3 protein-coding genes (1 of these 3 only partly in view) are annotated in these 23177 nt (G+C 72.4%); all 3 read left to right on the top strand.

Going from position 1 to position 23177, the window contains the following annotated elements; translation table 11 throughout:
- Tightly spaced (each overlapping or abutting the next), the 3 genes in view from BKN51_RS18790 to BKN51_RS18780 form a layout consistent with a single transcriptional unit that may run on beyond the window.
- Positions 1-1114, top strand: partial view of a non-ribosomal peptide synthetase gene (locus BKN51_RS18790; RefSeq protein ID WP_101608886.1) — the end only. The gene continues 14663 nt to the left of window position 1, outside the view; 1114 of the gene's 15777 nt are visible here — the last part of the coding sequence; its start codon lies off the left edge, out of view; its stop codon occupies positions 1112-1114.
- On the top strand, positions 1111-14451 hold the full coding sequence (locus tag BKN51_RS18785; protein WP_158255825.1) for a non-ribosomal peptide synthetase: 13341 nt from the start codon (positions 1111-1113) through the stop codon (positions 14449-14451). The genes BKN51_RS18790 and BKN51_RS18785 overlap by 4 nt, the downstream gene beginning before the upstream one ends.
- Positions 14448-23177, top strand: a complete 8730-nt coding sequence (locus BKN51_RS18780; protein ID WP_158255826.1) for a non-ribosomal peptide synthetase — start codon at positions 14448-14450, stop codon at positions 23175-23177. The genes BKN51_RS18785 and BKN51_RS18780 overlap by 4 nt, the downstream gene beginning before the upstream one ends.

Raw genomic sequence — 23177 nt, 5'->3', positions numbered from 1 at the left:
CGCCGAAACCCTCGCCCCCGAAGCGGGCAGGCAGGTGCGGTTCGTCTGGCAGGACAACGGCGCCGCGCCGGGCCGGTTGCTGGTGCTGATCCATCACCTCGCGGTTGACGGTGTCAGCTGGCGCATCCTGCCCGCCACCCTCGCCGGTGAGCAAACCACGCCGGGGACGTCCTTCCGCGCCTGGGCGCACCGGCTCGTCGAAGCCGGTGCCGAAGGCGAGTTCGCGGACGAACTGCCGCACTGGCGGGCAACCCTGGCCGACGCGCCGGTCCAGCCCGGACTCGGCACGACCGAACCGGAACGCGACCGGGTCGGCGCGGCCAAGCGGGTCCGCAGGATCCTGACGACGGACAAGACCGAGCCGTTGCTGACCACGGTTCCGGCCGCCTACGGCGCCGGGATCCAGGACGTCCTGCTCACCGCGCTCGCCCTCGCGGCGGCGAAACGGGGACCGCGGGACCTCCTGGTCCAGCTGGAAGGCCACGGCCGCACCGAACTCCTCGACGGCGCCGATCTTTCCGGCACCGTCGGCTGGTTCACCAGCGCGTACCCGGTGCGGTTGAGGCTCGACGGCGTCGACGTCTCCGACGCCCTGCGCGGCGGCGGCGCGTCGGGCAAGGCGCTGAAGGCGGTCAAGGAACAACTGCACGCCGTGCCGGGGGAACAGGGCCTCGGGTTCGGGGTGCTGCGGTACCTCGACCCGGCCGCGCGGGACGGCCTCGCCGCGCTCGAAACACCGCGGATCGGCTTCAACTACCTGGGCCGGTTCGCCGTCCCCGAAGCCGAGAAGCCGTGGGAGACGGCACCCGGCGGCACCGGGGTGAACGGGGCCACCGAGCCCACGCTGCCGATGGCGCACGCGCTGGAGATCACCGTCGTCGTCACCGACCACGGCGGACGGCCCGAGCTGACCGCCGACTGGACGTACGCACCGGGCGCGGTCGCCGAGACCGACGTCCTCGCGCTGGCCGACGCGTGGTGCGACGCGCTGGCCGCGCTCACCGACCACACCGCGGGACCGGGGACGGGCGGGCACACCTCGTCCGACTTCGGCCTGGTCTCGCTGAGCCAGCAGCAGATCGACCTGCTCGAAGCGAAATGGGGCAAAGCATGACGCACGGGGGACTCGAGGACGTTCTCCCGCTCACACCGCTGCAGGAAGGCTTGTTCTTCCTGTCCTCCCTCGACCGGGAGGAGCAGGACGTCTACACCGTCCAGCTGCGTTTCGAGCTGGGCGGGGCGGTGGACGCCGCCGCGCTGCGGGCGGCGGCGCAAGCCCTGCTGGACCGCCACGCGAACCTTCGCGTGGCCTTCACCGCGACCGGTGTGGAACGCCCGGTGCAACTGGTGCTGCGCCGCGTCGAGGTGCCCTTCACCGAGGTCGACGCGGCCGACCGCGCCGAGGCGGGCCGGATCGCCGAAGCCGACCGCGCGGCGCGGTTCGACCTCGAGACCCCGCCGCTGATCCGCTTCACCCTGGTGCACGTGGGCGAGGACGAGCACCACCTGCTGCTGACGCATCACCACCTGCTGATGGACGGCTGGTCGGGACCGCTGCTGGGCCGCGACCTGTTCGCCCTCTACGCCGCCGCGGGCGACCCCGCGGTGCTGCCGAGGGTGCGCCCCTACCGCGACTACCTGGCCTGGCTCAACGCCCAGGACAAGGCCGCCGCCCGCGCGGCCTGGCGAGCCGCGCTGTCCGATGTGGACGGTCCGACCCTGCTCGCGCCGAACACCTCGGGTTCCGTCGTACCGGAACAGCTCGACCATTCTCTGTCCACAGAGGACACCGAACGGCTGGTGGCGTTCGCCCGGGCGCGCGGGATCACGCTCAACACCCTCGTGCAGGCCGGATGGGGTCTCGTCCTCGGCCGGGCCACCGGCCGCGCGGACGTCGTCTTCGGCGTCACCGTGCACGGCCGTCCCGCCGACCTGCCGGGCGCGCACGAGATGGTGGGCCTGTTCATCAACACCGTGCCCGCCCGGATCACCACGAACCCCGCCGAGAGCGCCCGCGACTTCCTGAGCCGGGTGCAGTCCGGGCAGGCGGATCTCCTGGAGCACCAGCACCTCGGCCTGACCGAGATCCAGCAGCTCGCGGGCGGCCGGGATCTCTTCGACAGCCTGCTGGTGTTCGAGAGCTACCCGGTCGACGAAGAGGCGCTGGCCCGCGGTCAGCGGGAAGCCGGGCTGGACGTCCGGTCCGTCGCCACCACCGACGCCGCGCACTACCCGGTGACCCTCACCGTGGTCCCCGGCCCCCGGCTGACGCTCGGGCTCGCGCACCGTGCCGACGTCGTGCCCGCGGCCCGGGCCGAAGTGTTGCTGCGCGGCCTCGTGACCACCCTGCTGGGGTTCGCCGACGACGCCGACCGGCCCGTCGGCCGCCTGCCGCTGCTGCCCGCCGACGTCGTGGCGACCGTGGTGCGCGACTGGAACGACACCGGGCACGCCGTGCCCGCCGGGACGCTGCCCGAGCAGTTCGCGGAGCGGGTGCGCCGGACGCCGGACGCGCTCGCGGTCATCGCGGAGGACGCGCGCTGGACGTTCGCCGACCTGGACGGTCTGGTCGCGCGGTACGCCGGGGCACTCGCCGCGCACGGAGTGGCGCCGGGCGACCTGGTCGCCCTCGTCCTGCCGCGGTCGGCCGAGCTGATCGCGGCCGTGTACGCCGTCCACCGGCTCGGCGCCGCGTTCCTGGCGGTCGACCCGGGACTGCCCGAACAGCGGATCCGGTTCCTCATCGAGGATTCCGGCGCCGCCGTGGTCGCGACACCCGAACTCCTGGCCACGGAAGCCGAACCGGTCACCGTGCGGACCCCGGTCACCGGCGCGCATCCCGCGTACGTGCTCTACACCTCGGGCTCCACAGGGCGCCCCAAGGGCGTCGTCGTCTCCCATCGGGCGATCGCGAACCGGATGGCGTGGTTCCTCGGGACCGTCGAGCCCGGACCGGCGGACAGGCTGCTGTTCAAGGCGCCGGTGTCCTTCGACGTGTTCGTCGGCGAGATGAACTGGCCCGCCTGCTCCGGGCAGCCGGTGGTGATCGCCCGGCCCGACGGTCACCGCGATCCCGCGTACCTGGCCGAACTGGTCACGCGCGAGAACGTCACCATCCTCGAATTCGTGCCGTCGATGCTGAGCGCGTTCCTCACCGAACCGGCCGCGGCCGGTGTCACGTCGCTGCGGGTGGTGATCGTCGGCGGCGAGGCGATCCAGATCGACCAGATGCTGCGCGTCCGCGAACTGCTGTCCGGCGCGAGCCTGGTCAACACCTACGGCCCGACCGAAACCGCGGTCGACCTGACGGTCTGGGACACCGCGGGGGAGGACGGCGGCCGTCCGGTCCCGATCGGCACGCCGACCTGGAACACCCGCGCCTACGTGCTCGACGCGGGCCTGCGCCCGGTGGCGCCCGGGGAACCGGGAGAGCTGTACCTCGCCGGGCCGCAACTGGCGATCGGCTATCACGGCGCCTCCGCGCTCACGGCTCGGCGTTTCGTCGCCGATCCCTTCGGCGCGGCCGGTGACCGCATGTACCGCACCGGCGACCTCGCCGCGTGGAACACCGACGGGAGCCTCGCCTACCTCGGCCGCACCGATCAGCAGGTCAAGATCCGCGGTGTCCGGGTCGAACTGGGCGAGATCGAGCACGCGCTGTCGCTGGTGTCCGAAGTGGACAGTTCGGCGGTGATCGTCCGGTCCGGCGAACTGCTCGGTTACGTGACCCCGCGGACGGTCGACACCGCCGCCGTCCGCGCGGAACTGGTGCGTGCGGTGCCGTCGTACCTGGTGCCTTCGGCGATCGTCGCGCTGGACACCCTGCCCGTCACGGCGAACGGCAAGCTCGACCAGGCCGCGTTGCCCGAGCCGGGGCGCTCCTCGACCGGCGTGCGGCGCGAGCCGAGGACCGCGGCCGAACAGCTGATCACCGAACGGTTCGCCGCCGTGCTCGGCCGTCCTCGTGTCTTCACCGACGAGGACTTTTTCGCGCTGGGCGGGCATTCCCTGCTCGCGATCAAGCTCGTCGCCGGGCTCAAGTCCGCCCTGCGGATCGAGCTGTCCCCGCGCACGGTGTTCGACAACCCGACCCCGGCCGCCCTCGCGGCGGCGCTGGCGGACGCTGCCGCGGCTCGGCCCGCTCTTGTGCCCGCGCCGCGGCCGGAGTTCCCGCCGCTTTCGGCGTCCCAGCGGCAGCTGTGGTTCCTGCACCGTGTCGACGGACCCAACGCCACCTACAACCTGCCGCTCGTGTGGCGGATCGGCGGACCGCTCGACGTCGGCGCGCTGAGGGCCGCGTTGAGTGACCTCGTCGCGCGGCACGAGATCCTGCGCACCGTCTATCCCGACCGCGACGGCGTGCCGTTCCAGCGGATCCTGGGCGAGGTCGCGATCGCCTGCCCGGTCACCGACGTCACCGAGGACGAGCTGCCGGACCAGGTCGCCGAGGCGATCGGGTACGCCTTCGACCTGGCCGAGGAACCGCCGATCCGGCCGTTCGTGCTGCGGCTCGGGCCGGACGACCACGTCCTCGTCCTGCTGCTGCACCACATCGCGGGCGACGAGTGGTCTTCGCACCCGCTGCGCCGTGATCTGTTCGCCGCCTACGAGTCCCGGCTCGACGGTGTCGCCCCGCAGTGGGCACCGCTGCCCGTGCAGTACGCGGACTTCGCGCTGTGGCAGGAAAAGAACCTGCCGTCCGCCGAGTTCTGGCTGAAGGAACTGGCCGGACTGCCCGAGCTGCTGGAGCTGCCCGCGGATCTGCCGCGGCCGCCGGTGGCCGGTCAGCACGGTGGCGCGGCCGAGTTCGAACTCCCCGCCGGGGTGACCGCGAGGCTGCGCGAACTGGCCGCCCGGACCGGCGTCACCCAGTTCATGCTCGCGCAGGCGGCCGTGGCCGCGCTGCTGCACCTGACCGGCGCCGGTGACGACATCCCGCTGGGGACGCAGGTCGCCGGCCGGTCGGACAGCGCGCTGGACGAGCTCGTCGGGTTCTTCACCAACACGATCGTCCTGCGGACCGGGGTCGGCGGGCGGCCGACGTTCCGTGCACTGCTCGACCGCGTGCGCGAAACGGACCTGGCCGCGTTCGACCACCAGGACCTGCCGTTCGACCGCCTCGTCGACCAGCTGCACCCGCAGCGTTCGACGGCGCACCACCCGCTGTTCCAGGTGGGCGTGGCGTATCAGCACGCCGAGACCGAGGCCGAACAGCACGGGAAACTGACCGTCGCGCCGCATCTGTTCGCGATGCCGGTGGCCAAGTTCGACCTCGACTTCGAGTTCGTCGCCCTCGGGCAGGACCGCGTCCTCGGCGCCGTGCTGCACCGCACCGACCTGTTCACCCCGGCCGCCGCGCGGCGCCTCGCCGACGGGCTCGTCCGGCTGCTCACCGAGGTGGCCGCCGACCCGGACCGGCCGATCACGTCGGTGGAACTGCTGTCGACGCCGGAACGCGACAAGCTGCTCGAAAACGGCAGGGGAGCGGCCGCCCCCGGCGAACGCGGTATCGCCGGGCTGTTCGCCGACGCCGTGTCCCGGTACCCGGAAACGCTTGCGGTATCGGGAAACCTCGCCCTGACCTACCGGGAACTGGACACGCGTTCGACCGAGCTCGCGACGGCGCTGAGCGAGCTCGGCGCCGGACCCGGTGAGCGGGTGCTCGTCCAGCTGGAACGCGGAATCAGTGCCGTCGTCGCGTTCCTGGCGGTGGCCAAGACCGGCGCCACCTACCTGCCGCTGGCCTCCGCCGCCCCCGCCGCCCGGCGCGACGAGATCGTCGCCGACGCACTCCCGATCGCCGAGATCACCGCCGATGGCGCGCGCGGGATCGGGCCGTCGAGCCCGGCCACGGCCGCCGCGTACCTGATCTACACGTCCGGCTCGACCGGCCGCCCCAAGGGTGTCCTGGTCTCCGGCGCGGGTGTCGAAAGCCTCGTCCACACCGCGCTGACCACCTACGGGGCGGGGCCCGGCGCGCGGGTCCTGCAGTTCACCTCGCCCGCGTTCGACGTCTACCTCGAAGAACTGGCGATGTCCGTGCTGTCGGGGGGAACGCTGTACATCCCCGCCGAGGGAGAGCGGCTCGGCACGGCGCTGGGCGAATTCGCACGGCGTCACGACCTGACGCATGTCGACTTGCCGCCCGCCGCGCTGGAGGCGCTGCCATCAGGCTCACTGCCCGCGACGACGACCGTGGTGGTCGGCTCCGACGAGGTCCCGGCGGAGCTGGTGGCGCGCTGGGCACCCGGACGCCGGTTGTTCAACGCCTACGGGCCCACCGAAACCACCGTGAACGCGACGGTGTGGAAGTGCCCGGAGCCCTTCGACGGCCGTGTCCTCATCGGACGGCCGGACACCGGCCGGACCCTGTACGTCCTCGACGACAGGCTGCGCCCGGCGCAGCAGGGCGAGCTCTACGTCGGCGGGAACGCGGTCGCGTCCTGCTACTGGAACGCGCCGGGAGCGACGGCGGAGCGGTTCGTGGCGAACCCGTTCGGCGGCGGCCGGATGTACCGCACCGGAGACCGGGTCCGCTGGACCGAAGAAGGCGACCTGGAGTTCCTGGGCCGCGTCGACACGCAGCTGAAGATCCGGGGTTTCCGGATCGAACCGGCCGAGGTCGAGGCCGCGCTGACCGCTCTTCCCGAGGTCTCGCTGGCGGCCGTCGTCGCCCGCGCGGACGCCGGACCGCGGCGGCTCGTCGGCTACGTCGTCCCCACCGGCGAAGGACTCGACGGCACCGAACTGCGCCGCCGCCTGGGCGCGGTGCTGCCCGAATACCTCGTGCCCGCCGCGGTCGTGTCGTTGAGCGGTCTGCCGCTCACCGCGAGCGGCAAGATCGACCGGCGCGTGCTCGCCACCGCGGACTGGGCCGCCCCGCCGGAAACCGCGGGCCGCGCGGCGGAAACCGAGGCCGAACAGGCCGTCGCCGCCGCGTTCCGTGCCGTGCTCGGCCTCGGCGAGGTCGGCGCGGACGCGGGCTTCTTCGCCCTCGGCGGCGACAGCATCTCCTCCATCCAGGTCGTGTCCCGGCTCCGGAGCGCGGGCTGGAAGATCACCGCCCGTCAGGTGTTCGAGCACCAGACGATCACCGACCTCGCCGCCGCGGCCGAACCGCTCGCCCCGGTCGCGCCGGTCGCGGAACCGGTCCGGGTCCTCGAGTCCGGCGACACGCGCCCGCTCGCGCCACTGCAGGAAGGGCTGCTCTACCTCGACCAGCTCGAACCCGGCGGCTACCTCGTGCAGCAGGTGTTCACCCTCACCGGATCACTCGACCCGGCGCTGCTGCGCCGCTGCCTGCACGCGATGCTGGAGCGCTACCCGAACCTGCGGGCCGGGTTCACCTTCAGCGAGACCTCCCGGCCGGTGCAGTTCGTGCCGGACCGGGCCGAACTGCCGTGGCGCGAACGGGACCTGGACGAACCCGGTTTCGCGCGGCTGCTGGAAGAGGACCGGGCGACCGGCTTCGACCTGGCCGTCCCGCCGTTAATGCGGGCCACCTGCGTGCGCTTCGCCGACGGCACGCACCGTTTCGTGCTGACCCACCATCACATCCTGATGGACGGCTGGTCCGGTCCGCTGTTCGGCCGCGAGCTGTTCCTGCTCTACGCCGCGGGCGGGGACACCGCCGCATTGCCGCCCGCCGCGGACTACACCCGGTACCTGGACTGGCTGGACCGCCAGGACCGGGACGCCACCGAACAGGCCTGGCGCACCAATCTGTTCGATGTGGACGGACCGACGCTGATCGGCCCGGCCGACGGGCCCGCCCGGGAGCTCATCGTCGACCTCCCGGCGGGACTGGCGGAACTGGCCCGCGAACGAGGGCTCACGCTCAACACCGTCGTCCAGGTCCTCTGGGCGCTCACCCTGGCCGCCGATACCGGCCGTTCCGACATCGTGTTCGGGACCACCGTGCACGGCAGGCCCGCCGATCTCGACGACGCCGAGCGGATGGTCGGGCTGTTCATCAACACCGTCCCGGTCCGGGTGCGGCTGCGCCCGGAGGAACCCGCGGCCGCGCTGCCGGCGCGGATCCAGGCCGAACAGGCGCGGCTGCTGGATCACCAGCACGCCGGGCTCGCCGACATCCAGCGCGCCGCCGGAACCGGGGAACTGTTCGACACGCTGCTGGTCTTCGAGAGCTACCCGGTCGACGACGACGCGCTCGCCGACGCCGAACGCCGCTCCGGCCTGACCGTCGCGGAACTGGCCGAACGGGACGACACGCACTACCCGCTGACCGTGCTCGTGGCTCCGGGCGAAGTCCTTTCGCTGACCTTGCGCCACCGCAAGGACGTCACGCGGCTCGCGGCGCGGCTGCGGACGATCGCGGATTGGCTCGTCGAGGACGGTGTCAGCCGGGCCGACTTCCTGACCGAGGCCGAGCGCCGGGCGGTGCTGCACGACTGGAACGACACCGCGCACGACGTGCCGCGCACCACGCTGCCCGACCTGTTCGCCGCACAGGCCCTTCGCACGCCGCACGCGATCGCGGTGATCGAGGGTGACGACGAATGGTCCTACGCCAGGTTCTCCCGCCGGGTCCGTGAACTGGCGGCGTCCTTGCAGGGGCAGGGGGTCCGCCCGGACGACGTCGTGGCGGTTTCGCTGCCGCGGTCGGCGGATCTCGTCGCGGTGCTGCACGCGGTGCAGGCCTGTGGCGCGGCGTACGTCCCGGTCGACCCGGACCTGCCCGCCGAACGGATCGAGTTCCTGCTCGAAGACGCGCGGCCCGCGATCACCGTCACGCCGGAGTGGCTGTCCGAAGTGGACGGTTCCGGTGGTTTCACCCCGGTCGACGTCCTGCCGGACAGCACGGCCTACGTCCTCTACACCTCGGGCTCGACCGGACGGCCGAAGGGCGTGGCGGTCGGGCACGCGGCGATCGTCAACCGGTTGCTCTGGATGGCGCGGGAGTACGGGTTCGGCCCGGACACCAGGACCCTGCAGAAGACCCCGGCGTCGTTCGACGTCTCCGTCTGGGAACTGTTCCTGCCGTCGATCACCGGCGGCACCCTGGTGGTCGCCGAGCCGGACGCGCACCGCGATCCGGTGCGGCTGGCGGAGATCATCGGTTCCGCGAAGGTCGACACCGTCCACTTCGTCCCGTCGATGCTGGCGGCCTTCGTGGCGGAACCCGCCGCGGCCGGGCTGAGCCTGGGCACGGTCATCTGCAGTGGTGAGGCGCTGCCGCCGGACCTGGCGTTGCGGGCCAGGGAAGTGCTCGGCGTGGCCGTGCACAACCTCTACGGTCCGACGGAAGCCGCCGTCGACGTCACGGCGTGGGACACCGCGGGCGAGGACGGCACCCGGCCGGTGCCGATCGGGCGTCCGGTGTGGAACACCAGGACCTACGTGCTCGACGCGGCGCTCCGTCCCGTCGCGCCCGGCGTGACGGGCGAGCTCTACCTCGCCGGAACCCAGCTGGGGCACGGCTACCGGAACCGGCCGGGGCTCACCGCCGGGCGGTTCGTGGCCGATCCCTTCCACGGCGGCCGGATGTACCGCACCGGCGACCTCGCCCGGTGGAACGACGACGGCACGCTCACCTACCTCGGCCGCACCGACCACCAGGTGAAACTGCGCGGCCAGCGCGTCGAACTCGGCGAGATCGAGCACGCGCTGAGCCGGGTCGACGGGGTCGGGACGGCGGCGGTCGCCGTCCACCGCGATTCGGTGCTCACCGCGTACGTGACGGGTGACGTCGACGGGGAACGTGTCCTCGCGCGGCTGGCCGAACAGCTGCCCGCCGCGATGGTGCCCACGATCGTCACCGTGCTCGGCGAACTCCCGCTGACCCCCAGCGGCAAACTGGACCGCAAAGCCCTGCCCGAGCCGGATCTCGCCGCGCACGCCGGTGACGAGACGCCCGAAGGGCCGGTGGAGACGGCCATCGCCGCCGAGATCGCCGAGGTGCTGGGCCTGGACCGGGTCGGCGCGACGGCGGACTTCTTCCGGCTCGGCGGGGACAGCATCTCGTCCCTGCAGCTGATCGCGCGGCTGCGACGGGCGGGCTACCGGCTCAGCCCCCGCGAGATCTTCGAGCACCGGACGCCCGCCGCGCTGGCCGCGTTCGCGCAACGGGAAGGCGAGGCCGTCGTGGCCGGGACGCGCACCGGCGTCGTCCCGCTGTTGCCGGTGATGGAGTCCCTGCGCGACCTCGGGGGCGACACCCGGCGGTTCAGCCAGTCGATGCTGCTGACCACGCCACCGGAGCTGACCGAAGAGCGGCTCACCTCGCTCCTGGACGGGATCCTCGCCGCGCACGACGCGTTGCGCGCCCGGCTCGAGCCGGGCTGGGTGTACCGGATCCGGCCCGAGGGCAGCGTTTCCGGGGCCGACGTGCTCCGGCGCGCCACCGGCGACGTCCGCGAGGAGTTCGACGCCGCGCTCGGGGAACTGGACCCGGAGGCCGGGATCATGCTGCGGGCGGTGTGGTTCGAGCGGGAGAACCTTCTGCTGCTCGTGGCGCACCACCTCGTCGTGGACGGCGTCTCCTGGCGGATCCTGATGGACGACCTCGCCGAAGGGGCGCGGCCGTCCCCGGCCGAGACCTCGCTGCTGGACTGGGCCAGGTCCGTCCGCGAACTGAAGTGGACCGACCAGGCCGGACACTGGGAGCACGTCCTCGCCGGGAACCGTTTCCTGGGCGGGGAAACCGTTCTCGACCCGGCGGTGCACACCGGTTCCACTGTGGACGGGCACACCATGGAGGTCCCGGCCGAGCTCACCGAGAAGCTGCTGACCGCGGTCCCGGCCGCCGCGCACGCCGGCGTGCAGGACGTCCTGCTGACCGGGTTCGCGATGGCGGTCTCGCGATGGCGGGCGGCCCGCGGCCTGCCGGACGACGGCGGCCTCGTCATCGACCTCGAAGGCCACGGCCGCGACGAGCATCTGGTGCCCGGAGCAGACCTTTCGCGCACCGTCGGCTGGTTCACCAGCATCTACCCGGCGCGCATCGGCGGGGTGGACGGTGACCCCATCGCCTGGCTCAAGACCGTGAAGGAACAGCTGCGCACCCTGCCCGAGGCGATCAGCTTCGGGCTGCTGGCGCCGCCCGGTACCGGCGCGCGGACGGTCCTGTTCAACTACCTCGGGCGGCTCGACGGCCCGGCGGCGACCGGGCACTGGCGGCCCGCGCCGGAGTCCTCGCTGCTCGACGGCGGTGCCGACCAGGTCACGCCGGTCAGCCATCCGCTGGAGATCAACGCGGTCGCGGTCCGGCACGAGGACGGGCTGCGCCTGCACGGCGAGTTCGCCTTCGTCCGCGACCTGTTCACCGCGGCCGAGATCGGCGAACTCGCCGAGGGCTGGCAGACCGCGCTGGCCGAACTGGCCGAGACGATCCGGGAGCCGTTCCGCACCCCGTCGGACTTCCCGCTGGTCACCCTCGAACAGTCCGATGTGGACGAACTGGCCGACGCGGCCGACGTCCTGCCGCTTTCCCCGCTGCAGGAAGGGATCGCGTTCCAGGCGTCGTTCGACACCGAGGACGAGGACGTCTATTCGGTCTGCCATTCGTTCGACCTGACCGGTCCGGTCGATCCGGACCGCATGCGCGCGGCCGGAAACGCCTTGCTGGCCCGGCACGGCAACCTGCGGGCGGCGTTCCGTCAGCTGCGCTCGGGCGTCACCGTCCAGGTGGTGCCGGAGTCGGCGGAGCTGCCGTGGGAGGTCGTCGAAGACGTCGACGCCGAGGCGTTCACGGCCGAGTTCGCCACGCGCAGGTTCGACCTCGCCGACGCGCCCTTGGTGCGGATGGCGCTGGTCCGCACGGGCCCGGACAGCCGCCGGTTGCTGCTGGCGCATCACCACGTCCTCGCGGACGGCTGGTCCGGCCCGCTGCTGGCCGAGGAACTCTTCACGCTCTACGCGGGACGAGAGCTGCCGCCGGTCCGGCCGTACGCCGGGTACCTGAAGTGGCTGGCGGGCCGCGACGAAAACGCGGCCGAGCAGGCCTGGCGCACGGCGCTCGCGGACCTGGACGGCCCGACGTTGCTCGTGCCGCCGACCGAGGCACGCCACACCGTCCGGCCGGATCGCGCGAAGACCGATCTGGGCACCGCGCGCACAGCCAAGGTGACGGCAGTGGCCCGCGAGCTCGGCGTCACGGTCAGCACGCTGGTCAACACCGCCTGGGCGCTCGTGCTCGGGCAGCTGACCGGCCGGACCGACGTCGTCTTCGGCGTCACCGTGCACGGCCGCCCCGCCGACCTGCCCGGCGCCGAACGCATGATCGGCCTGTTCATCAACACCGTCCCGGTGCGGGTGCGGATCTCGCAGGCCGAGTCGTTCGCCGCGCTGGTGGGCCGGACCGACGGCGAGCAGATCGCGCTGCTGGACCATCAGCACGCCGGCCTCACCCGCATCCAGCGCTGGGCGGGCACCGGGGAGCTGTTCGACACCCTCGTCGTGTTCGAGAGCTACCCGGTCGACGACGCGAGCCTGGCGGGCGCCGAGGATTCCGCCGGTCTCACGGTGGACGCCGTCGCCGGGACCGACGCGACGCACTACCCGCTGGCGCTCATCGTCGAGCCGGGGGAGGACCTGACGCTCGGGCTGGACCACCGCCCCGGTGTGGTCGACGCCGACGCGGTGCTCGCCCGGCTGACCGGCGTGCTCGACGCCATCACGGCCGACCCCGCGGTACCGGTGGGACGCATTCCTCTCGCCACCCAGGAGGAACCGCAGGGTGACCTGGTCGACGTCGAGACCGCGACCCTGCCGGAACTGTTCGCCGCACAGGTCGCCGCCACGCCGGACGCCGTCGCCATCACCGCGGACGGACGGTCGCTGACCTACGCCGGGTTCGACGACCTCGTCGCACGGATCGCCGCGAAGCTCGACGTGGCACCGGGCGAACTCGTCGCGGTGAGCCTGCCCCGGTCGATCGAGCTGGTCGCGGTCCTGCACGCCGTTCATCGCCGCGGTGCCGCGTACGTGCCGATCGACCCGGGTTATCCGCAGGCGCGCAAGGAATACCTCGCCGAGGATTCGGCGCCGTCGGTGCTCGTCACGCCGGAGAGCCTGCCGGATCTGCTGGCCGGGGAGACTCGTCAGCCGCTAGTGCCGGTCCCGGACACCGCGCCCGCGTACGTGATCTACACGTCGGGTTCGACCGGCCGTCCCAAGGGCGTGGTCGTGGACCACCGGGCGATCGTGAACCGCTTGCGCTGGATGGCCGAGGAGTACGGCTTCGGGCCGGAAACCCGCACCCTGCAGAAGACGCCGATCTCGTTCGACGTCTCCGTGTGGGAGCTGTTCCTGCCGATGCTCACCGGCGGCACGCTCGTCGTGGCTCCGCCGGAAGCGCACCAGGACCCGGCGCTGCTGGCCGGAGTCATCCGGGCCGAACGGGTCGACACCGTCCACTTCGTCCCGTCGATGCTCCGGCCGTTCCTGGCCGAACCCGCCGCGGCGGGCCTTCCGCTGCGGCGCGTCGTGTGCAGCGGTGAGGCACTGCCCGGCGACCTCGTCGCCGCGGCACGCGAGGTGTTGCCCGAGGCGGGTCTGCACAACCTGTACGGACCCACCGAAGCGGCCGTCGACGTCACCTTCCACGACACGGCGGGCGACGATCCCGCTCGTCCGGTACCGCTCGGGCGGCCCGTGTGGAACACCGGGGCGCACGTCCTCGACGCCGCGCTCCGGCCGGTGCCACGAGGCTGCGCCGGCGAGCTGTACCTGTCCGGAGTCCAGCTGGCGCACGGGTATCTGCGGCGCCCCGGGCTGACGGCGACCCGGTTCGTCGCCGGGCCGGACGGGACGCGCCTCTATCGCACGGGCGACCTCGCCCGCCGTCGCGAGGACGGCGTTCTCGAGTACCTCGGCCGCGGCGACGACCAGGTCAAGATCCGCGGGGTGCGGATCGAACTAGGCGAGGTCTCGGCCGCCCTCTCGGCGCTGCCGGGGGTGACCGGGGCCGAGGCGGTCGCCGGGACCGCCGGACTGGTCGGGTACCTGACCGGCGACGCGCGATCCTCGGACGACCTGCGGACGGCGTTGCGGGAGAGCCTGCCGGAGCAGCTCGTGCCGGGCGGTTTCGTCTGGCTCGACGCGTTCCCGGTGACACCCAACGGAAAGCTCGATCGTGCCGCGCTGCCCGAACCCGACCGCCAGGCCGAGACCGGCTCCGCGGAGCCCCGGAACGAGACCGAACGGGTCCTCGCCGTCTGCATGGCCGAAGTGCTGGACCTCGGCCGGGTCGGCGTGTTCGACGACTTCTTCGCGCTCGGCGGCGACAGCATCCGGTCGCTCAACCTCGTGGGCCGGGCCAGGACCGAGGGATTGAAGATCACCCCCCGCCAGGTGTTCGAGCTGCGTTCCGTGGCCGCGCTGGCGGAGGTCACCCAGGCGGCGGAGGAACTGCCGCTCGAGGAACAACCGCTGATCGAACTGGACGACGACGAATTCGCCGAGTTCTCCGGTGATTGGAGTGTTTCGTGAGTACCGCCCGTGGTGTCCAGGACGTGCTGCCGCTGTCCCCGTTGCAGGAAGGATTGCTCTTCCTGTCCACATGGGACAGTGCGGCGACCGACGTCTACACCATCCAGCAGGTGTTCGACCTGCGCGGTGACCTCGCCCCCGAGCGGATGCGCGCGGCGGCGGAGACGGTGCTCACCCGGCATCCCAACCTGCGTGCCGCCTTCCGGCCGCGCAAGAGCGGCGAGACCGTCCAGCTGATCCCGGAAGCGGTCACGGTGCCGTGGCAGGTGGACGAGGTCGGCGAGGACGAAGTCCCCGCGCTGCTCGACGCCGACCGGGCGCGGCGGTTCGATCTGGCCTCGCCGCCGCTGATCCGGTTCCGGCTGCTGAAGCTGGCGCCCGCGCACCACAAACTCGTCGTCACCGCGCACCATCTGCTGCTCGACGGCTGGTCCGGTCCGCTGCTGGGCGAGGAGCTGTTCACCGCCTACGGCCGAGGGGAACTCCTGCCCGCGCCGAAATACCGCGACTACCTGGCCTGGCTCGGACGCCAGGACCGGGAAGCCGCGCGTGCGGCCTGGCGCGGGTCGCTGGCCGGGCTCGCGGAGCCGACGCTGCTGGCCCCGGGCGGCACGCCGTCGGCGGAGTTCCCGAGCGAGCTGGAAGTCCGTCTCTCCACTGTGGACACCGAACGCCTGACGTCGTGGGCGCGGGAGCACCGGGTCACCCTCAACACCGTCGTGCAGGCGGCCTGGGCGATCGCGCTGGGCAAGCTCACCGGCCGCCGTGACGTCGTCTTCGGCACCACCGTGTCGGGCAGACCCGCCGAACTGCCCGGGGTCGACCGGATGATCGGCCTGTTCATCAACACACTCCCGGTCCGGGTCCGGCTGGACCCGGGGGAGACGCTCACCGGGCTGGTCACCCGCGTGCAGGCCGAACAGGCCGCGCTGCTGGACCACCAGTACCTCGGGCTCGCCGAGATCCAGAAGGAGGCCGGGCACGGGGAACTGTTCGACACCCTCACGGTGTTCCAGAGCGCGCCCGCCGACGCCGACGCGCTCCGCCGCGCGGACGACGCGGCCGGGCTCGCCGTGTCACCGGAGGAGACCCGCAGTGTCACGCACTATCCGCTGACCGCCGTGGCCGCGCCGGGCGACGAGTTCGTGATCGCCCTGGTGTACCGGGAGGACCTGCTCGAAGCCGGTTTCGTCCGGCGCGTCGCGGCGTTGCTGACCGACCTGCTGACGGCGCTGCCCGCCGAGCCGGACCGCCGCGCCGGATCGGTCGACCTCGGTACCGCCGACGAGCGGGAACTGGTGCTGCGCAAGTGGAACAGCGCCACTCTGCCCCGCGCGGGCGAGTCGCTGATCGAACTCTTCGTCCAGCAGGTAAGGGCCCGGCCGGAAGCGGTCGCGGTCGAGGACGGCGGGATCGCGGTCACCTACGGCGAGCTGTACGAGCGGGCGTCACGCCTGGCCGGTGTGCTCGCCGCCCGTGGCGCCGGGCCGGAGCGCATCGTCGGTGTCGCGATCAAACGCGGTCTCGGGTTCCTCACCGCCATGCTCGGCGTGCAGCTCGCGGGCGCCGCGTACCTGCCGCTGGATCCGGAGTACCCGCCCGACCGGATCGCCTACATGCTGTCCGACGCGCGTCCGACGTTGCTGGTCGCCGATTCCGTTACCGCGGGGAAAGTGAGCGAGCACGGCGTCCCGGTCGTCGTCCTGGACGACGCCCTGCTCGAACCGCCCGCCGAACTGCCCCTGCCGCATCCCGACAGCGCCGCGTACCTGATCTACACCTCCGGTTCCACCGGACGGCCCAAGGGCGTGCTCGTACCGCACCGCGGCGTCCCCGACCTGGTGGCGATGTTCGCCGAGTCCGTCCGAAGCGGGCCGGGTAGCAGGGTGCTGCTGTTCGCGTCGCCGAGTTTCGACGTCTCGCTGGCGGAGCTGTCGACCCAGCTGCTCGTCGGCGCGACCGCGGTGGTCGTGCCGGAGGAGAGCCGTCTCGGGGAGCCGCTGGTGGAATTCGTCGCCACGCAAGGCCTGACGCACATGTTCGTGCCGCCGTCGGCGCTCACCACGCTCGCCGGGAGCGACCTGCCCGAGGGCGTCACGCTCATCGCGGGCACCGACGCGCTCACCCCGGAGCTGGTGGCGCGCTGGAGCCGCGGCCGCCGCATGTTCAACGCCTACGGCCCGACCGAATGCACGGTGAACTCCACGCTGTGGCAGTGCCGCGCGGACCGCCGCGTGGTCATCGGCCCGCCCGACCCGAACAAGCAGGCGTACGTGCTCGACGCCGACCTGCGGCCGGTCCCGCCCGGGTTCGCCGGCGAGCTGTACGTCGCCGGAGGACTCGCCCGCGGCTACTTCGGCTTGCCGGGACTGACCTCGACGAGGTTCGTGGCCAACCCGTTCGGCGCGCCCGGGGACCGGATGTACCGCACCGGCGACCTGGTCCGCTGGACCGCGGACGGCGAACTCGACTTCCTCGGCCGCGTCGACCATCAGGTGAAGATCCGCGGTTTCCGGGTCGAACTGGGCGAGGTCGAGACCGCGCTGTGCGACCGGCCCGGAGTGGCCGAGGCCGTCGCGGTGATCCGCGAGGACCAGCCCGGCGTCAAGCGCATGGTCGCTTACGTGACCCCGGAACCCGGTGCCGAGCCGGTACCGGGTGACCTGCGGGCCGTGCTGTCCGCGCGGATGCCGGACTACTCGGTGCCCTCGGTCGTCGTCGTCCTCGACCGGCTGCCGCTGACCGTGAACGCGAAGGTCGACAGGGGCGCGTTGGCCGGGGCGGACGAGTTCGCCCCGGACCTGAGCGGGCTGACCGGCGGTGCCGCGCCGGCCACACCCGAGGAGAAGGCCCTCGCCGACGCTTTCGCGGCCGTGCTCGGCCTCCCGTCGATCTCGGTGACCGACGACTTCTTCGGCTTCGGCGGTGACAGCATCCTGTCTCTGCAGGTGGTCAGCCGCGCCCGGCAGGCCGGACTGCGGATCACCCCGCGTCAGGTGTTCGAGGCCCGTACCGTCGCCGCCCTGGCCGAACTGGCCGAGCCGCTGGTCTCCGGTGCCGGGACCGCCGCGGTTCCCGCCGTCGGTGTCGTCGCCCAGACCCCGATGATCGCGGCCTTGCTGGAGCGGGGTGGGGTGCCGCGCCGGTTCAGCCAGTCCGCCGTGGTCAGGACTCCGCGAGGGCTCACCGAGGCCGCGTTGCACAAGGTGATCCAGGCGATCCTGGACCGGCACGACGCGCTGCGGGCCGTCCTCGGCACCACGTTGCGGATCCCGCCGCCGGGCGCGGTGACGGCGTCCGATGTCGTGCGCCGCGTGCCGGGTGACCTGGACCAGGATCTCTTGCACCGCGAAGCTCGCGAGGCCGAGGCCGCCCTGGACCCGGCGTCCGGCGCGATGGTCCGCGCGGTCTGGTTCGACGCCGGTGAAGCGCCAGGACGGCTGCTGCTCGTGATCCACCACGTCGTCGTCGACGGCGTGTCCTGGCGGGTGCTCTTCGACGACCTCGCCGCCGCGGGCGAGGGCAAGGAACTCCCCGCGGTGCCGGTGTCCTTGCGCGCGTGGGCGGCCGGTCTGGCGCCGCGGATCGCACGGCATCGCAAGGAACTCCCGTACTGGCGCGAGGTCCTGGGCGAGCCGGGCCCCGCCGTCGCGGGCACCGTCGGCGGCACCCGCGAGATCCAGGTCTCGCTCTCGCCGGAAACCACGGCGACGCTGGTGGCGGGCGTGCCGAAGTCGTTCCGGTCGGGGATGCAGGACGCGCTGCTCGGCACCCTGGTCACCGCGATCACGCGGGTCCGGGGCACCCGTTCGGTCCTGGTGGAGACCGAAGGACACGGCCGCGACGACGAAAGCGATCTCTCGCGCACGGTCGGCTGGTTCACCACCGTGGCGCCGATGCGGATCACCGCGGACCCCGATCCGGTCCGTCAGCTCAAACACGCCAAGGACACCCGGCTCCGGCTGCCCGAAGGCGGCGCGGGCTACCCGCTGCTGCGCTATCTCACCGGAGAGCTCGCCGGACGCGGACGGCCTGAGGTGCTGTTCAACTATCTCGGCCGCTTCGACGTCGAGGCTCCCGGCGAGGAGACCGACTGGCGTCCGGGCCCGGACCACGCCGGTCTCGGCGGCGACCTCGACCCGGCGATGCCCGCCGCGCATCCGCTGGAGGTCAACTGTTCCGTGACACCGGACGGGCTCTCCGCGAGCCTGGCCTACCTGCCGGACGCACTGTCCGAAAAGGACGCCGAGGCGATCGGCGCGGAATGGATGGCGGCCGCGGCCGTCCTCGCCGCCCGGCTGACCGCGGACGGGACCGGAGGGTTCTCTTCGGCGGACTTCCCGTTGCTGGACCTCACTTTGGACGAGGTCGACGAGCTCGGCGCCCCCGCCGACGTCTGGCCGCTTTCGCCGTTGCAGGAAGGCATGCTCTTCCTCGCCTCGTTCGACGAAGACAGCCTCGACGTCTACGTCACCCAGCAGATGCTGGACCTCGGCAACGTCGACCCGGCGAGACTGCGGTCCGCGGCGGGCCGCCTGCTGGAACGGCATCCGAACCTGGGCGCGGGTTTCCGCTATCTCGACTCCGGGCGCGCGGTGCAGATCGTGCCGGGAGAGACGACCCTCGACTGGCGTGACCTCCCCGGCGAGGACATCGAGGCGGTCACGGCCGCCGAGCGGGTGCGCCCGTTCGACCTCGCCGAGCCGCCGTTGATCCGGTTCACCCTGTTCGACCTCGGGCACGGCCGCCACCGGCTGCTGATCACCAGCCACCACATCGTGCTGGACGGCTGGTCGGCGCCGCTGCTGGGCCAGGAACTCCTGGAGCTCTACCGCACCGGGTCGCCGCCGAAGGCCCGTCCGTACCGGGACTACCTGGAATGGCTGGGCCGCCAGGATCGTGAGGGCGGGCGCCGGGCCTGGAGGGACGCGCTCGCCGGACTCGAAGGCGCGTCGCTGATCGCGCCGCCGGGCATCGGCCGAGGGCAGAACCTGCCCGACAAGCTCACCGTCGGGCTCACCGAAGAACAGACACGACGGCTGACCGGTTGGGTCCGGCAGCACGGCGTCACGCTGAACTCCGTCCTGCAGACCGCGTGGTCGTTGCTGCTGGGCGGGCTGACCGGGCGGCGTGACGTGGTGTTCGGCGCGACGGTGTCCGGGCGGCCCGCGGACCTGCCCGACGCGGACCGGATGATCGGCCTGTTCATCAACACCTTGCCGGTCCGCGTCCGCAGCGATGCCTCGGAAACCCTGGGAGCGCTGCTTTCCCGGGTGCAGGCCGAGCAGGCCGCGCTGCTGGACCACCACTACCTGAGCCTCGCCGAGATCCAGCGTCAGGCCGGTTCCGGCGAACTGTTCGACACGCTGCTGATCTTCCAGAGCTATCCGGTCGACGCCGAAGCGCTGGCCGAGAGCGAGCGCCAGGCGGGCGTGCAGGTGACCGGGGTCGAAGGCGAGGACGCCACGCACTACCCGCTCACCGTCGTCGCCGCGCCGGGACCGAAGCTGGAGCTGATCCTCGAATACCGCACCGATGTGTTCACCGCCGAACGGGTCGGCGAGCTGGGACAGTCCTTTGTGGACCTGCTGGCCGGGGTCCCGGACCGGCAGGACGTCCCGGTCGGACGGCTGGAGCTGGTGCCGCCCGCGCAACGCGAACTCGTGCTGCGCGCGTGGAACGAGACGGCGCTGACCGTGCCCGAGTCCACCGTGGTCGCCGCGTTCGAAGAGCAGGTCCGCCGGGGACCGGACGCGATCGCGGTGGCCTGCGAGGACCGGGCGCTGACCTACGCCGAGCTGGACGCCCGCGCGAACCGCCTCGCCCGTGCGCTGATCGCCCGGGGCGCGGGACCGGAGGGTGTCGTCGCGATCCGGCTGCGGCGATCGGAACTGTTCTTCGTGGCCATGCTGGCGGTGCTCAAATCCGGTGCCGCGTACCTGCCGATCGATCCCGCGCAGCCGGAGGACCGGACGGCCGGGATCCTCGACGACGCGAAGCCGTCGCTCGTGCTGTCCGAGGACGAGTGGCCCGACGACAGCGCGTTCTCCGCCGGACCGGTCACCGACGCCGACCGTTCCGGTGTCCTGCTGCCGCGGCATCCGGTGCACCTGATCTACACGTCGGGCTCGACCGGCAGGCCCAAGGGGGTCCTGGTCCCGCACCGGAACGTGGTGAACCTGTTCCACAGCCACGATCGCGACGTGCTCGGGCCCGCGATCGAGCGGACCGGCCGGGCGCGGCTGCGGATCGGCCACAACTGGTCGTTCGCCTTCGACGCGTCCTGGCAGCCGACGCTCGGCCTGCTCGGCGGGCACGAACTGCACGTCGTCACCGACGACGTCCGGCTCGACGCGGAGGATCTCGCGCGGTTCCTGATCGACCGGCGGATCGACTTCGTGGAGGTCACGCCCTCGCATTTCGTCCAGCTCGCCGCCGCGGGACTGGTGCGCGACGGGAAGTCGCCGCTGGCCGTGGTGGGCGTCGGCGGCGAGGCCGTCCCGCCGGGGCTGTGGACCGAACTGCGGAACCTCGACGGAACCGAGAGCTACAACTTCTACGGGCCGACCGAATGCACCGTCGACACGGTGATCGCGCGACTGCGGGACAGCGATGGTCCGGTGATCGGCCGGGCCGTCGCGAACACGCGGATCCGGGTGCTCGACGACGCCCTCATGCCGGTCGCGCCCGGCGTCGTCGGAGAGCTCTACCTCAGCGGCGCCCAGCTCGCCCGCGGCTACCTCGGGGCACCGGCGCTGACCGCGAACCGGTTCGTGGCCGATCCGTTCGGCGGACCCGGCGAGCGCATGTACCGCACGGGCGACCTCGCCCGCTGGACCGACGAGGGCCGCGTCGAGTTCCGCGGCCGGGCCGACGACCAGGTCAAGGTCCGCGGGCACCGGGTCGAGCCGGGCGAGATCGAAGCCAGGCTGGCGGCGCATCCGGCGGTGTCGGACGCGGTCGTCGTCGTCCGGGGCGACCGGCTCGTCGGCTACGCGATCGCCGACGAGTCCACTGTGGATGGTGAGGCGCTGCGCGCTTCGGTGGCGGAGGCGTTGCCGGACTTCATGGTCCCGGCGGCGGTCGTGCTGCTCGGGGAACTGCCGATGACGCCGAACGGGAAGGTCGACCGGGCCGTGCTCGCCACCGCGGAGTGGGCGGCGCCGGATCTGAGCGCGCTCAGCGGCGGGACGGCCCCGCGTAATCCACGCGAAAGGCAGCTGGCCGAGATCGTCGCCGAAGTGCTCGGGCTGCCCGAAGTCGGGGTGGAGGACGACTTCTTCACCCTCGGCGGCGACAGCATCCTGTCCATGCGCGTGGTCGGGCGGGCGCGGGCCGCCGGGTTGCGGATCACCCCGCGCGCGGTCTTCGAACAGCGGACCGTCGCCGCGCTCGCCCTGATCGCGACCGGAGACACCGGCGAAAGCCGTCCCGCGGTGCCCGCCGTCGGGGAGTTCCCGGCGACGCCGATCATGCTGGCGCAACGGGAACGCGGTGGCCCGATCGGCAGGCTCAGCCAGTACGCGGTTCTGCGTGTCCCGGCCGGTGTCGGTCTTCCCCGTCTCACCGAAGTGCTGAGCTCGGTGCTCGACCGGCACGACGTCCTCCGTGCCAGGCTGGCCGAAGACTGGACCGTCCACGTGCGGGACTCGGCCGACGCCGCCTCCCTGCTGCGCCGCGTCGACCTGGCGGACCGGCCTGTCGACGATCTCTTCACCACGGAGTTCCCGGAGTTCGAACGGACCGTGCGGGAACTGGACCCGTTCACCGGCGACGTCCTGCGCGCCGTGTGGTTCGACGCGGGGGAGGAGCGGCCGGGCCGGCTTCTGCTGATGGTGCACCACCTGGTGGTCGACGCGGTGTCGTGGCAGCCGTTGTTCGAGGACGTCGCGGTACTCGGCCGCGCGCCGGGCGAGGCACTGCCGCCGGTCGAAGTTTCGTTCCGGGAATGGGCCCTGCGCCTGAACGAGGCCGATCGCCGCGCCGAACTGCCGTACTGGCGGTCCGTTGTGGACGGTGCCGACATCCGGCCCGCCGGGCGGCCGCTCCGCTCGTCGGACACGATCTCGCGCGGGCGCAACGAAACCCTGACGCTGCCGGAGGAGACGACCAGCGCGCTGCTGGGCCCGGTCCCCGCCGCGCTCGGCTGCGGGGTGCAGGACCTGCTGCTGGCCGCACTCGCGGCGGCCATCGCCGAACACCGTGGCGGGCGAGCGCTGCTGGTCGACCTGGAGAGCCACGGCCGGGCGGAAGGACTGCTCGGTGACGCGGATCTTTCGCGCACGGTCGGCTGGTTCACGTCGCTGTATCCGGTCCGCGTCGCGGTTTCCGGCGACCTCGCCACGACCGCGCGGCAACTGCGCGAAGACCGGGAAGCGCTGCCGGACAACGGGATCGGCTACGGCCTCCTGCGTTACCGGGACGGCGAGGAGCTGGACGGTGCCGAGGTGCTGTTCAACTACGTCGGCCAGGTCGACGCGGGTGGCGCACGCGACGAGGACTGGCTGCTCGCCGCGGGGGAGAACGTCATCGGGGGCGACGTGGATCCCGAGGCGCCCGCCACGCACGCGCTGTCGATCAACGCGTCGGTCGAACGTGGCGTGCTCACCGCGCACTGGTCGTATCTGCCCGAGGTCCTTCCGGCCGAAGACCTCACCCGGATAGCCGAAGGCTGGATGACAAATCTTGACCGGCTGGTGACCTCTCGGGCCGGGAAGCGTGATTAG

This window comes from Amycolatopsis sp. BJA-103 (assembly GCF_002849735.1).
Lineage (GTDB): Bacteria > Actinomycetota > Actinomycetes > Mycobacteriales > Pseudonocardiaceae > Amycolatopsis.
The sequence above is the reverse complement of the archived record's forward strand: the minus strand, read 5'-3'. Positions and strand labels throughout refer to the sequence as shown.